The organism is Massilia sp. TWP1-3-3, from assembly GCF_049897805.1.
In the GTDB taxonomy this organism is placed as follows: domain Bacteria; phylum Pseudomonadota; class Gammaproteobacteria; order Burkholderiales; family Burkholderiaceae_D; genus Telluria_A.
The window spans coordinates 19,875-33,812 of record NZ_JAFCWX010000032.1 but is presented as its reverse complement, the minus strand read 5'-3'; the positions used below and the strand labels follow the sequence as shown (position 1 = coordinate 33,812).

Annotated in this window: 10 protein-coding genes; 8 read left to right on the top strand and 2 right to left on the bottom strand. The window is 64.7% G+C overall.

Going from position 1 to position 13,938, the window contains the following annotated elements; all coding sequences use genetic code 11:
- The first annotated feature begins 1 nt into the window (after position 1).
- From ACP7D4_RS23425 to ACP7D4_RS23400, 6 genes are all read left to right on the top strand, one after another.
- Entirely contained in the window at positions 2 to 328 is a 327-nt protein-coding gene (locus ACP7D4_RS23425; RefSeq protein WP_426107328.1) for a YbaB/EbfC family nucleoid-associated protein, read from the top strand.
- 9 nt (positions 329 to 337) lie between these two features.
- The gene (gene recR, locus ACP7D4_RS23420; RefSeq protein ID WP_426107329.1) at positions 338 to 928 is read left to right on the top strand and encodes a recombination mediator RecR; all 591 of its coding nucleotides are present in this window, start codon (positions 338 to 340) and stop codon (positions 926 to 928) included.
- The gene (locus ACP7D4_RS23415) at positions 928 to 2,145 is read left to right on the top strand and encodes a CaiB/BaiF CoA transferase family protein (RefSeq protein ID WP_426107330.1); all 1,218 of its coding nucleotides are present in this window, start codon (positions 928 to 930) and stop codon (positions 2,143 to 2,145) included. Before recR ends, ACP7D4_RS23415 begins: the two co-directional genes overlap by 1 nt.
- Positions 2,146 to 2,259: 114 nt before the next feature.
- Positions 2,260 to 3,399: a glycosyltransferase gene (locus tag ACP7D4_RS23410; RefSeq protein ID WP_426107332.1), complete on the top strand. Its 1,140-nt coding sequence runs from the start codon at positions 2,260 to 2,262 to the stop codon at positions 3,397 to 3,399.
- A complete protein-coding gene (locus ACP7D4_RS23405) occupies positions 3,386 to 4,390 on the top strand; it encodes a DUF2334 domain-containing protein (protein WP_426211612.1) in 1,005 nt (334 codons plus the stop codon). The genes ACP7D4_RS23410 and ACP7D4_RS23405 overlap by 14 nt, the downstream gene beginning before the upstream one ends.
- A gap of 333 nt (positions 4,391 to 4,723) precedes the next feature.
- A complete protein-coding gene (locus tag ACP7D4_RS23400) occupies positions 4,724 to 7,126 on the top strand; it encodes a penicillin acylase family protein (protein ID WP_426211611.1) in 2,403 nt (800 codons plus the stop codon).
- 368 nt (positions 7,127 to 7,494) lie between these two features.
- Here ACP7D4_RS23400 and ACP7D4_RS23395 read toward each other — a convergent pair whose 3' ends face one another.
- On the bottom strand, positions 7,495 to 9,603 hold the full coding sequence (locus ACP7D4_RS23395) for a putative bifunctional diguanylate cyclase/phosphodiesterase (RefSeq protein WP_426107338.1): 2,109 nt from the start codon (positions 9,601 to 9,603) through the stop codon (positions 7,495 to 7,497).
- Between the two features lies 1 nt (position 9,604).
- Positions 9,605 to 12,445 carry a response regulator gene (locus ACP7D4_RS23390; protein ID WP_426211637.1) on the bottom strand — a complete coding sequence of 947 codons (2,841 nt, stop codon included), beginning with the start codon at positions 12,443 to 12,445 and terminating at the stop codon, positions 9,605 to 9,607.
- A 264-nt stretch (positions 12,446 to 12,709) separates the two neighbouring features.
- Between ACP7D4_RS23390 and ACP7D4_RS23385 the strand changes: the two genes are divergently transcribed.
- Positions 12,710 to 13,279: a DUF805 domain-containing protein gene (locus ACP7D4_RS23385; protein ID WP_426211609.1), complete on the top strand. Its 570-nt coding sequence runs from the start codon at positions 12,710 to 12,712 to the stop codon at positions 13,277 to 13,279.
- An 89-nt stretch (positions 13,280 to 13,368) separates the two neighbouring features.
- A complete protein-coding gene (locus tag ACP7D4_RS23380; RefSeq protein WP_426211608.1) occupies positions 13,369 to 13,896 on the top strand; it encodes a DUF805 domain-containing protein in 528 nt (175 codons plus the stop codon).
- Positions 13,897 to 13,938 lie beyond the last annotated feature (42 nt).

The window sequence follows — 13,938 nt, the reverse complement described above, 5'->3', positions numbered from 1 at the left end:
CATGATGAAGAACCAGCTCGCAGGCTTGATGAAACAAGCGCAATCCATGCAGGACAACATGAAGAAGGCCCAGGAAGCGCTGGCGCTGGTTGAAGTCGAAGGCCAGTCCGGCGCCGGCATGGTCAAGGTGGTCATGACGTGCAAGAACGACGTCAAGCGCGTGACGATCGATCCGTCGCTGCTGGCCGACGACAAGGACATGCTCGAAGACCTGGTGGCCGCCGCCTTCAACGACGCGGTGCGCAAGGCCGAAGCGGTATCGGCTGAAAAAATGGGTGGTCTGTCGGCCGGCATGCAGCTGCCGCCTGGCTTCAAGATGCCTTTTTAAAGACGATCGATGTCCAAGTCGCTCGACTTCCTGACCGAAGCGTTGCGCCGGCTTCCGGGCGTGGGCCCCAAGTCGGCGCAGCGCATGGCGTTTCATTTGCTGCAGCACGACCGCGAGGGTGCAGCCATGCTCTCGCGCGCGCTGTACCAGGCGGTCGACTCGGTGCACCACTGCGCCTTGTGCAATACGTTTGCTGAAACCGACATCTGCGACATGTGCAGCGACGACGCGCGCGACACGGCCTTGCTGTGCGTCGTCGAAACGCCGGCCGACCAGCTGATGATCGAGCAGACCCTGACCTACAAGGGCCGCTACTTTGTGCTGATGGGGCGCTTGTCGCCGCTGGACGGCATCGGCCCGAAGGATATCCATCTCGACAAGCTGATCGAGCGCGCCGCCGACGGCGTGGTAAGCGAGGTGGTGTTGGCCACCAACTTCACCAACGAAGGCGAAGCAACGGCGCACTACATCAGCGAAATGCTCAAGGCGCGCGGACTGAAAGTGAGCCGCCTGGCGCGCGGGGTGCCGGTGGGCGGCGAACTTGAATACGTGGACGCGGGCACCATCGCGCGCGCCATGCTCGACCGGCGCGCCACCTGATGACGTCCACGCTGCGCCCGGGCGCGCTGGCGGGCATCAAGGTGCTGGAACTGGGCACGCTGATCGCCGGCCCGTTTTGCGCGCGCATGCTGGGCGAATTTGGCGCCGACGTGATCAAGGTCGAAGCGCCCGATGGGGGCGACCCGATCCGCCAGTGGCGCATCCTGAAGGATGGCACGTCGCTGTGGTGGTCGGTCCAGTCGCGCAACAAGAAGAGCATCACGCTCAACCTCAAGGATGAACGCGGCCGCGCGATCGCCAGGCAGCTGGCGCTTGAGGCGGACATCATCGTTGAAAATTACCGTCCCGGCGTGCTCGAAAAATGGGGCATCGGCTACGAGCAGCTCAAACGCGAGAACCCCGCAGTCATCATGGTGCGCCTGTCCGGCTTTGGCCAGACCGGACCGATGAAAGACCAGCCGGGCTTTGGCGCGATCGGCGAATCGATGGGTGGTCTGCGCTACGTGTCGGGCCATCCGGACCGTCCGCCGGTGCGGGTGGGCGTGTCGATCGGCGACTCGGTGGCGGCGCTGCACGGCGTGATCGGCGCGCTGGTTGCGCTGCGCCACCGCGACGCGACCGGCGGGCGCGCGGCAGGCGAAGGCCAGATGGTGGACGTGGCCTTGTACGAATCGGTGTTCAACCTGATGGAGTCGCTGGTGCCCGAGTTCGACGTGGCCGGCGTGGTGCGCGAACGCACCGGCGGCGCGCTGCCGGGCATCGTGCCATCGAATACCTACACCACGGGCGACGGTGAAAACATCGTCATCGCCGGCAATGGCGACGCCATCTTCAAGCGCCTGATGCTGGCGATGGGCCGCATCGACCTGGCGGGCGACCCCCAACTGGCGCGCAACGATGGCCGGGTGCCGCGCAGCGCCGAGATCGATGCAGCCATCGGGCAATGGTGCGCCACGCACACCATCGATAGTGCCCTGGCCACCCTGCAGGCGGCCGATGTACCGGCAGGCAAAATCTATTCAGTACGCGACATGATGAGCGACCCGCAATACCTGGCGCGCGGCATGTTCGAGCAGCACCAGTTTGCCGACGGCACGCCGGTCAAGATGCCGGCGGTGTCGCCCAAGCTGTCGGCCACGCCGGGCGGTACGCGTTGGCTGGGCCCGGCGCTGGGCGAGCATACCGATGGCGTGCTGCGCGAGCTCGGTTATTCCAATGCCGATATTGCGGCCATGCGCAAGGACGGCGTGCTGTAAGTGGCCCCGCGCCGTTTGCGTGTGCGCAAACGCGGTCAGGACTCGGCTGGTATCGTTGGCTCACTTATCGGCGCCACGGCGCCACGGCGCCACGCGGGCGCGGGAGCCATACGGATGCACCTGGTCGACATCACCATGTTCTATGCCGCCGAAGGGGGCGGCGTGAGCACCTACCTGAACGCTAAAGGACGCTGGCTGGCGCAGCGCGACCGCGTGCGGCACAGCATTCTCAGCCCCAACGTTGCCAGCGTCGGACAAGCGCCGGCGCTAGTGGGTGTGCCGGGCCTGCGCCTGCCGGGCATGCACGGCTACCGCTGGCCGCTGTCGGTGGGCGGCACGGCGCGCATCATCGCGCGCCTGCAGCCGGACCTGATCGAGGCGGGCGACGCCGGGCCGGGCGCCTGGGCGGCGCTGCGCGCCAAGCGCCGGCTCGGGGTGCCCGCCGTCGCGTATTACCATTCCGACCTGCACCAACTGATGTACCGCCGCTTCGGGCGGGCCGGCATGGGTGTGGCGCGGCGCTATCTCATTGAACTCTACAGCCAGTTCGACATGGTGCTCGCGCCCAGCCGGCTGATGGTGCAGCAGCTCGGCAGCATGGGCGTGGCGGGCGCCATTCACCAGCCGCTGGGCATTGACGTGGGCACGTTTTCGCCGCGCCGGCGCGTGGGCACACTGCGCCAGCACTTGCGCCTGGCGCCCGACGCCCGCCTGCTGGTCTACGCGGGCCGCTTCACGCACGAGAAAAAACTCGGCCTGTTGATCGATGCGGTGCGCAAACTGGGACGGCCGTATCACCTGCTGCTGGTGGGCGGCGGCTGCATTACCTTGCCGCACTATCCGCAAACGAGCTTCATTCCGTTCAAGCGCGACCAGCGCTCGCTGGCGCGCCTGCTGGCAAGCTGCGATGTCATGGTGCATCCGGGCGACTGCGAAACGTTCGGCCTGATCGTCCTTGAGGCCATGGCCTGCGGTTTGCCGGTGGTCGCCACCACCAGTGGCGGCATTGCCGAGCTGGTCGACGAGCACACCGGCATCCTGGTGCCGCCCAATAGCGTGGCGGGGCTGTGCGCGGGCATCGAGGCGATTTATCAGTGCGACCTGGAACAATTGTCGCTCGCGGCCGCCGCCAGGGCGCATGACCATTACGACTGGAATGCCATCATGCCGCAGCTTATGAGCCGCTACGCCGGCTTGCTGGCCTCGCGCGAGCGGGCCGATCTTCAAACGGAGGGGTTCTGTGTTCCTGAATGACAGTGAAAACGGCGCGCTGTGCGTGTCGATCCACGACGTAGCGCCATCCACCTGGGCCGAATGCCTGCACTTGCTGCGCGCGGTGCGCGAGGTGGCCGACATTCCCCTGACATGGCTGGTGGTGCCCAATTATCACGCCAGCGCGCTGCGCTCGCGCTCGTATGAGCTGATGCTTGAAGCATTGCTGGCGCAGGGGCATGAGCTGGCGCTGCATGGCTATACGCATCGCGACGACGCGCCGCTGAGCGGGCGCTTGCCGCGGCGCCTGTTGCGCACCGTGTATACGGAGCGCGAGGGAGAGTTCGCCGACATCGACAGCGCCGACGCGCGCCGCCGCATCGAGCTGGGGCTGGCGTGGTTCGCGCAGCGCGGCTGGCCGGTGGACGGGTTCGTGGCGCCGGCCTGGCTGCTGGGCGAGCAGGCGTGGGCGGCAGTGGCCGAGTACCGGTTCACTTACACCACCACCTACACGCATTTCCATGTGCTGCACCCCGCGCGCAAGCTGCTCGCCCCGGCGCTGGTGTATGCCGCACGCAATCGCGCGGGAAGGGCGCTGTCGCCCCCGCTCGTCAGCCTGGCCGAACGCACCCAGCGCAAGGCGCCGCTGGTGCGGCTGGCGCTGCACCCGCGCGACGCGTATCACCCGGCGCTGGTGGCGCACGCCCAGCGCCTGATCGAGCGCTTGCTGGTGTCGCGCCAAGCCGTGACCAAGGGCGCTTTTGCACGCGCCTGGGCCGGCTTGCCTGACCTTAACACCAATAGTACGACTGCCAGTACGACTGCCAGTACGACTACCAGTGCGACTGCAAGCACGACTACAAGCACGACTGCCGGCACGACTACCGGTACGACTACCAGTACGAACCCCAGCGCCCGCTCAGGCCCCAGTGGCCCCGGCCGTAAGCAGCCGAGTAGCTGGGATAGCCAGTGCGCTCAATTTCCTCTTTTGTACTCAGCTGCAAAACGCAATTGCGCCATTGGTCCGAGTTAGCGGGGTAGCCCAGCTGCGCGCAGGCAGGCCCATACACCACCATCATCTCGTTCATTTCGGCCTGCATGTTGGCCGCCCTTTGCTGCGGCGTGGTGCACCCGGCCAGCAACAGGGCGCCCAGGCCCGCCATGATGAGTTTTCGCATTGCAATCTCCTTGTTCCGTAGTCAAGCGCCAGCAAGGGGCCAGCCATGGTCTAGCTTAGAAGCTGGGTGATGTTCATTTCTGATCTGGCTCAATCTGGTTCGGCGAACTTTTTGCGGGGGCGTTTTTGATATTTTCGTGGCAAGATGCAGGCTCGTTCAATTGCAGGAAACGTGATGCATAAGCGAGGATGCACATGCGTTCGATGATGCGCTGGCCCCTGCGCATCGCCGGCATGCTGGCCGTGCTGTTAGCCGTGGCGCTGATGGCGGCCTGGCTGTATCTGCGCGCCAGCCTGCCGTTGCTCGACGGCGCCGTGCACGCGAGCGGCCTCGCCGCGCCCGTCAGCGTGGCGCGCGACGACTATGGCGTGCCGCTTATCAGCGGCGCCGATCGCATTGACGTTGCTTACGCCACCGGTTTCGTGCACGCGCAGGAGCGCTACTTCCAGATGGATTTGCTGCGGCGCGTGGGCGCCGGCGAGCTGGCCGAGCTGTTCGGCGCCAGGGCCATCAAGGTTGACCGGGCACACCGGCTGCATCGCTTTCGCGCCCGTGCCGAGCTGGCGCTGGCGGCCATGAACGCCCACGACCGGCGCTTCCTGGACCGCTATGTGGCCGGCGTGAATGACGGCCTGGCCAGGCTGGCCGCCCATCCTTTCGAGTACCGGCTCATTGGCGTTCAGCCGCGCGCGTGGCAGGCGGCCGACTCGCTGCTGGTGGTATGTGCCATGTATTTTGACTTGCAAGGCAACCTGGAGCCGCGCGAACTGGCGCGCGGCTGGGTGGCGCAGCACAGCAGCGCCGCGCAGCGCGCGTTCCTGCTGCCGGAATCGAGCGCCTGGGACGCGCTGCTCGATGGCGACGGCAGTGCCGCCCCCATCGTGCCCATTCCTCCCACTGCGCCCGCGTGGTGGGGCAAACCGAAGCAGCCCGGCGTGGCGACCATCGCGGCAGCCGAGGCGATCGACGCGGTCGGCAGCAACAACTGGGCGATCGCCGGCGCGCGCAGCAAAGATGGCGCGGCCATCGTTGCCGACGACATGCACCTTGGCCTGCAGCTGCCCAACATCTGGTACCGGCTCGCTTTGCGGTTCCCGGATGCGCAGGGCAAGGCGCGGCGCGTGGTGGGCGTGACGCTGCCTGGTGCGCCGCCGGTCGTGGTGGTGGGCAGCAATGGGCGCGTGGCGTGGGGCTTTTCGAACAGTTATGGCGACTACCTCGACCTGGTCGAACTGGGCGTCGATGGCACCCGGCCGGGTCAGGTGCGAACGCCAGGCGGATGGGAAACGCCGGCCGTGCATGCCGAGACCATCCTCGTCAAGGGCGCGGCAAGCGAGAAGATGGCCGTGCGCGACAGCTCCCTGGGACCGATTCGCGTGGTGGGCGACAAGACGTATGCGGTGCACTGGATGGCCCATGGCGCCGGTGCACTGAACCTCAAGCCCCGGCAACTGGAGACGGTCGATACCGTGGGCGACGCGCTGGCGATTGCCAACACGCTGGGCATCCCGGCGCAAAATTTTATCGCCGGGGACGACCGCGGCAATATCGGCTGGACCATCGCCGGCGTGCTGGCGCTCCGCGCACAACCTGGCGTGGCGGCCACATTTCCGCTTGCGCTTAATGGTGCGCAGGCGTCGTTTGACGGCGCGCTGGCGCCGCACGCCTATCCGCGCCTGGTCAACCCGGCGGCGGGCCAACTGTCAAGCGCGAACAGCCGCCAGCTGCAGGGCGACGGTGCACGGCTGATCGGCGACGGCGGCTTCGACCTCGGCGCGCGGCATCGGCAAGTGCGCGAGGGCTTGCTGGCGCTGGGTGCGCAGGTCGACGTGGCCGCGGCATATGGCGTGGCGCTCGACGACCGCGCGCTGTTCATCGCGCAGTGGCGGGAGCGCGCGCTCGGGGTGCTCGATGCGCCCGCCATTAAAGGCAAGCCGCAGCGCGCGCAATTTTTGGCGCTGCTGCAGCGCGGCTGGACGGGGCACGCGAGCGCCGATTCGGCCGGATACCTGCTGGCGCGCCAGTTCATGTTCTCGCTCCATGACCTGCTGTATGGGCGCGCCGACAGTGAGGTGGCCAGGCTCGACGACAAGGCGACGATGGCGCTGGCCAGTTCGCGCTGGCCGGTGGTGGTGGCGCGCCTGCTCGACGAGCAGCCCGCAGCCTGGCTGCCGCCCGGGTATGCGAACTGGCGCGCGTTGCAGCTGGCGGCGGTGGACAGGGCAATCGAGGAGGTGACGCGCGACGGGACGGCGCTGGCCGACGCCACCTGGGGCAGGCGCAACAAGGCCGCGATCGCGCATCCGATCAGCGCTGCGGCGCCCTGGTTGAGATTTTGGCTGGCCGCGCCGCAGGACCGGCTGCCGGGCGACGCCAACATGCCGCGCGTGGCGGGGAACAGGCTGGGGCAGTCCGAGCGAATGACGGTCACGCCGGGGAAGGAAGAGCAGGGGGTGTTCAACATGCCGGGAGGGCAGAGCGGGCATCCGCTGTCGCCGTATTTTCTGGCGGGGCACCAGGCTTGGGTGCAGGGGAAGATGTTGCCGCTGTTGCCGGGGGCGGCGCAGCATACGCTGCTGTTTTCGCGGTAGGTCGGCGACGGTGCCTTCGCGAAAATTTTTTGAAAGTTGCTATCGTCTTCTTGCCGAGGTGCCACTCGGTGGGAACTTTTAGCCCCGATGGCGCTCCTCCAAGGTGCCGCGCTGTTTATTGACCAGTATCTGAATCAACATCGTCCTCGCGTACGCCGGGACCGATAGAACGGTTCAACTGAGCAATTGTTCCATGGGTCCCCGCGTGCGCGAGGACGATGTAACTCTGTTGCACCGTTGCCTCTTTTGCGACAGCCATATGCCCGAGGACCACGGGGTGGAAGGGCGCTGTCCGCAGCTGGAAACCGTTACGATCATGAAAATTCGCAAGGACGATGCCGGATTGATTGTCGGCTCGGCTGCAGCGCTCACTTGCAGTTCGCCAGCGCTTGCGCGCACGCTTTTTGTAGCATCAGCGTGATCGATTCTTGGGGCGATGGATGCCCCAGGTAGAAGCCCTGCACCATGTCGCAGCCATATTCTTCGAGCAGCACCAGCTGTTCATCGGTCTCCACGCCTTCGGCCACGACCACCATCTTCAAGCCGTGCGCCATGGCGATGATGGCGCGCGTGATGGCCGCGTTTTCGGTGTCCTGGGGCAGGCCGCAAATGAAGCTCTTGTCGATCTTCAGCGCGCGCACATCGAAGCGCTTGAGGTAGTTCATCGACGAGTAGCCGGTGCCGAAATCGTCGATCGACAGGTACACGCCGATCGCGCGCAACTGCTCCAGGGTCGACATGGTGGCGCGCGCGTCGTCCATCAGCGTGCCTTCGGTCAGTTCCAGCTCCAGGTAGCGCGGGTCGAGCCCGGTGTCGTGCAGCGCCGAGAGCACGATCTGGGTCAGGTTCTCGTCCTTGAACTGCTTGGCCGACAAATTGACTGCCATGCGCAGCGAGCGCTGGGTCGCTTTTTGCCACTGGCGCGCCTGGATGCAGGCGGTGCGCAGCACCCATTCGCCAATCGGCACGATCAGCCCCGTCTCTTCGGCCAGCGGAATGAATTCGGTGGGAGAGATGATGCCGCGTTCCGGATGGCGCCAGCGCACCAGCGCTTCAACGCCGACGATTTCGGAGGTGCGCACGTCGATCTGCGGCTGGTACAGCAGGTACAGTTCGTCGTTCTTGAGCGCCTTGCGCAGGCCCACTTCAAGTTTGACGTGGCTCATGATCTGCATCGTCAGCGATGAGCTGTACAGCTTGGCGTTGTTTTTGCCGCAGTTTTTGGCGTGGTACATGGCGGTGTCGGCGTACTTGAGCAGCGAGTCGCAGTCGTCGCCGTCTTCCGGGAACAGCGAAATGCCGATGCTGGCGGTGACGAAAATCTCGTGGCCGTCGATCAGGAACGGCCGGCGCATCGCATCTTTTACCCGGTGCGCGACATTGAGCGCATTTTCCACCCGCTCCAAATCCGGGATCAGGATCGTGAACTCGTCGCCGCCCAGGCGCGCCAGGTTGTGCGACTGGTCGCCGCGCGAGACCAGGTCGCTCGGGCGGATCGTTTCGCGCAGGCGCTCCGAGACGATCTTGAGCAGATGGTCGCCCACGTTGTGGCCAAGCGTGTCGTTGATGCGCTTGAAGGCGTCCAGGTCCATGAACAGCACCGCAAACTTCTTGCTGCCCACTTTCGAACGGTGCAGTTCGCGCTCCAGCGTTTCCAGAAATGCCTGGCGGTTGGGAATGCCGGTCAGGCTGTCGCAGTAGGCCAGGCGGCGGATCTGGTCTTCGGTGCGTTTGCGCTCGCTAATGTCGCGCACCAGGCCGAGCACTTCGTCGGGACCCGTGGCCACCAGGCGCGCTTCGTAATGCTCGATGGCGCCAAAGCGAATCAGTTCGTAGTCCACCGAGCGAATCTGCTGCGTTTCAAGCACCACGTGCATTTGTTCGAGCAGGCGGTCGGCGATTTCCTGGGGCAGCACTTCGGCGATGTGCTTGCCGACGCATTTGTCGACCGGCAGCGCGGCCGTGGCGTCGTGGCCTTGCTCGTAGTCGAGGTAGTAGCCTTCCTTGCTGAGCCTGAAAAAGGTGTCGGGGATGGCGGCCAGCACGGCGCGGTTGTGGGCGTCGGCGATGCGCAGGCGGACAATGGCGTCGCTGGCGCGCAGCACGTACAGCACGCGGTGGCCCAGGATCGGCCAGTTGATCGGCTTGGAGACAAAGTCGGTCGCGCCCACTTCGTAGGCGTTGGTGACGGCCTCGATGTCGTCGCCGCCGGTGACCATGATGATCGGCACCGCGGCGCCGGTTTCGAGGCGCCGGATTTCGCGGCAGGCCGAAAAACCGTCCATGTTGGGCATGTCCACGTCCATCAGGATCAGGTCCGGCGCCATGCTCTGAAAGCAGGCCAGCGCCTGGCGCCCGTCTTCGGCCTCGATGCCGTCCAGGCCCACCTGGCCGAGCATTTCGATCATCAAGAGGCGCATCACAGGATCGTCGTCGGCCACCAGGACGGTACCGCGTTTGTTGGTCAGTGCTGGCATGTCAGATTTCCTTCTCTAGAATGGCACTGAGCGAATGCCGGACGGCCTGGAATTCCTGCTCCATGTTGATGAGGATGACGGCTGCGCCTTCGGTGGTGTCGGCCCGTCCCAGTGTTTCCATTTCCTTGCACATCTGCGCCAGCGTTTCGGCGCCGACGTTGGCGCTGCTCGATTTCAGGCTGTGCGCGACCTTGCGCACGCTGCCGGCGTCCTGGCCGGCGATCGCGCGGCGCAGTGTCTGCAGATGGGCCGGCGTGTCGTCGACATAGGCGGCGATGACCTTTTGCACCAGCGCGTCGCCACGCTCGCGGCTCAAGGCCCGGATGTTGGCCAGCGCATGGCGGTTGATCACGTCGCGCTGGATCACTGCGCGCACCTCCGGCGGCAGCACCGGCATTTCGTCGTCGTGGTGCACGCTGGCGGCGATCGGCATGCCGATCCAGCGCCCGATGACGGCGGCCAGCTGCTGCTGCGAGAACGGTTTGCTCAGGTAGTCGTCCATGCCGGCGGCCAGGCACGCTTCGCGGTCGCCCTGCAGCGCGTTGGCCGTGATGGCGATGATCGGCAGCGTGCGAGCGCGCCCGGCCGCCTGCTCGTGGCGGCGGATTTCGGCGGTGGCGGCAAAGCCGTCCATGACCGGCATCTGGCAATCCATCAGCACGATGTCGTAGCCGCCGGCGCGCGCCGCCTGCAGCGCTTCTTCGCCGTTGCGGGCGCAGTGCACGGCCAGGCCCAGGCTGTCGAGCATGGCCTTGGCCACTTCGACATTGACCGGATTGTCTTCGGCCAGCAGCACGCGGCGCACGCGCGCCGGTTTCAAGCCGGACCCCGCGTCCGGCGCATTGTGGCGCGGTGCGGCCCCGCTGTCGACGGCCACCGGCGCTTCCAGGCGCTTGCCGCGCGGGCGCGTCATGATGCATTCGAACAGGTCGCCCGCGCGCGCCGGCTTGATCAGCTGGTAGGCCACGCCCGCTTCGCGCCGCTGCACCGGATCGGCCGCCAGGCGGTTGTCGCTCACCAGCAGGATGCGGGTGGCGCTGGTGACGGGCAAGCCCTTGATGACCGAGGCGAGCGACAGGCCGCTGGTGCGCTGCAAGTCCATGTCGATGATGGCCACGTCGTAAGGCTTGCCGGCGGTGGCGGCGGCCACCAGGCGCTCGACCGCGTCCAGCGCCGACAAGGCGCTGTCGCTGGCCACTTGCCAGCCAGTTAGTTGCTTTTCGAGCACTTCACGGCTGTCTTGCTGTTCGTCGACGATTAACACACGCAATCCTTCGATGGCCTTGAGGGACGTCCCGGGTTCGTCCGATTCCACCCGGCGCTTGTCGAAACTTACCGTGAACCAAAAGATGGAACCTTGCGTTGGAGCATTATCCACACCAATAGTGCCGCCCATCAACTCGACCAACTGGCGCGAAATGGCCAAACCCAGGCCGGTGCCGCCGTATTTGCGGGTGGTCGAATCGTCGGCTTGGGAAAAGGCATCAAAGATGCGGGTGCGGGCGTCGCGCGAGACCCCAATGCCCGTGTCGTGCACTTCGAAGCGCAGCCCCACGCTGGGGCCGTCTTCGCTGGTGACTTGGACCTTGGCCAGGATCTGGCCGTGATCGGTGAACTTGATGGCGTTGCCAAGCAGGTTGGCGATGATCTGGCGCACGCGGTTCGGGTCGCCGCAGACGGCAATCGGGATATCGTTGGCGATGTCGAAGTCGAGCGCGATGCCTTTGGCGTGCGCTTGCGGGGTATAAATATTGTTGATGTCGTCGAGCAAGTCCCACAGGTTGAAATTGATGTACTCGATCGACAGCTTGCCGGCCTCGATCTTGGAAAAGTCGAGGATGTCGTTAATGATCACCAATAAATGTTCGCCGGAACGCTTGACCAGCTTGGTGAAGTTGCGCTGGGTATCGGTCAGCGCCGTGCCAAGCAGCATTTCGGTCATGCCGAGCACGCCGTTCATGGGGGTGCGGATTTCATGGCTCATCGTAGCCAGGAAGGCACTCTTGGCGCGGCTGGCCGCTTCGGCCGCGTTCTTGGCTTTTTCAAGCTGCTCGGTGCGCACGCCGACCTGGCGCTCGAGTTCGTCGCGGTGGTGGGTGAGGGCGGCGCCGCGGCCTTCGATCTGGGCCAGCATGACGTTGAAGCTGTCGATCAGCGTGCCCAGTTCGTCGGTGCGTTCGTGGGCAATGCGCAGGTTGTAGTTCTGGCTGGCCGACACTTTTTGGGCCGCGTTGATGAGCTTGGTGACCGGGTCGGCAATGCTGCCCTTGAAGCGGCTGGCCAGGATCAGCGCAACAATCAGCGAGCCGCCCATGGCGGCGGCGATCACGCCCAGGCTTTTGAGGATATCGAGCCACATATTGGTCAGATCGGCTTCGATCATCACGATCCCGATCTGGTAATTGTTGCCCGTGACGGGCCGGTACAGGCGCATGCGGGTCGACCAAAAGGTGCTGCCCTGGCGGTTGGCGGCGGCCAGCGCGTCTTCGTCCAGGCTGACGGCGGGCACGCTCGGTTCGGCTTCGGTGCGGCCCGGTGAGACATACTGGGCAAAGGGCTTGCCGGTGCGGTCGAACAGTACCGCGATCGAAATTTCATCCTTGGCCTTCAAGGCCGACAGCGTGTTCTGGGCCTGGGTGCGGTCGTTGAACATCAGCGCGTCGACGCTGTTGGTGCCGATCACGCCGGCGAAGGAGGACAGTTGCATGCCTTCATCCTTGCGGTGGTTGAGCACCGACGTGACGGTAAAGGCGACGAACACGAAGAGCAGGGCGGTGCCAGTGGAAAGGAAGGAAATGATGGTCAACTTCTTGTTGAGGCTGGAGCGCTCGAAGTTCAACATGGCAGGCATCTTTGTGTGGGTGTGGAAATTCGGTTCTTCCAGGAAAAATATACGTGTAAAGTTTCCTGACAGTTTTGATGAGGCACAACGTTGCCCCGAAGCGACATGTGAAGCCGCTGCGTGCGCGCTGCGGCGCGTGTTGCCGATGAAGTTGTGGGATTGGCGCGTCGGTAAACATCGGGCTGGTATTTTTTTCACACAGGCCGCTTTGTTGCTTGTATGATCGGTCGTTGTCAATTTCGCAAACTTCCACTGGAGCCACTCTTGAACAATCCTTATAACGCGCCGGCCGCCGACATGTCGGTACAAGGCAACAATGTCGATACCTATCAGCCGCAGGTGTTTGCGATGAAGGGCCGGATCGGCCGCGTGCGCTATATCGCCTATTCCGTGGGTGTATCGATGGCGATTTATTTTGCCGCCGCGATTTTCGGCGGCATCCTGATGGCACTGACGGGTGGAAAACAGGGCGCACTCATTGCGCTCGGCTTCTTGGTGATTATTCCCCTCATCGCCGTGTCATTCATCATGGCGATCCGCCGCGTCAACGATATGGGACAGTCGGGCTGGATGTCGCTGATCATCGTGGTCCCGCTGCTCAACTTGTGGCTGCTGTTCGCCCCTGGCACGCCGGGCACCAATGAATACGGTCCGGCGCCCGTCAAAAACAGCACGGGCGTGATCCTCGCTGCTTTTTCGCCATTCCTGTTTGCCGTTGTGATCGGCATTCTGGCCGCCATCGCCATTCCGGCCTACCAGGCCTACACGAACAAGGCCAGGGCGGCACTGGAGCAGTCCGCCGCGCCGGCGGAAACCCAGGCTGTACCGGAATAATTGCTTCGTTCGATTTAATTCGATTCGATTGCAGGCTTGAAAACGGACGCCGAGGCGTCCGTTTTCGTTGAAAGACAGAGGCAGACGCTGTGCATAATCCTTACCACGCACCGAGTGCGGATTTGTCGCAAGCGCAGGCCATTGGCGCACCGTACGTTCCCGCGTTTTTCGCGGTGCACGGGCGACTGGGCCGCTTGCGCTATGTTGCTTATATGACCGGCAGCATGCTATTGGCTTCGCTCGCCACGGGCGTGGTCGTCACCGCCGTGGCGAGCATGTTAGCGCGCGATTCTCCTCTCCTCCCTTTTTTGACCTTGCCGAGCACCGTGTCCATGGTGGCCGCGTGGGCGGTTGTCGCGGTGCGGCGCCTGAACGACATGAACCGGAGCGGCTGGATGTTGCTGCTGGGGCTTGTTCCCATCGTCAATCTCGGCCTGGGATTGTGGCTGCTGTTTGGCCCCGGCGACGGCAATGCGAATAACTACGGACGGCCGCCGTGCAAAAACAGCACGGGCGTGATCGTTGCCTGCGTGGCCTGCGTGCTATCGATGGTCGCTGTTATCGGCTTTTCCGCATTGGCGTTCTATGCCGTGACGAGAATAGCGGGGGGGCATTAGGGTTCAGCGCCGGTTTCACTGGTACAAGCACCGTGAAAGGTG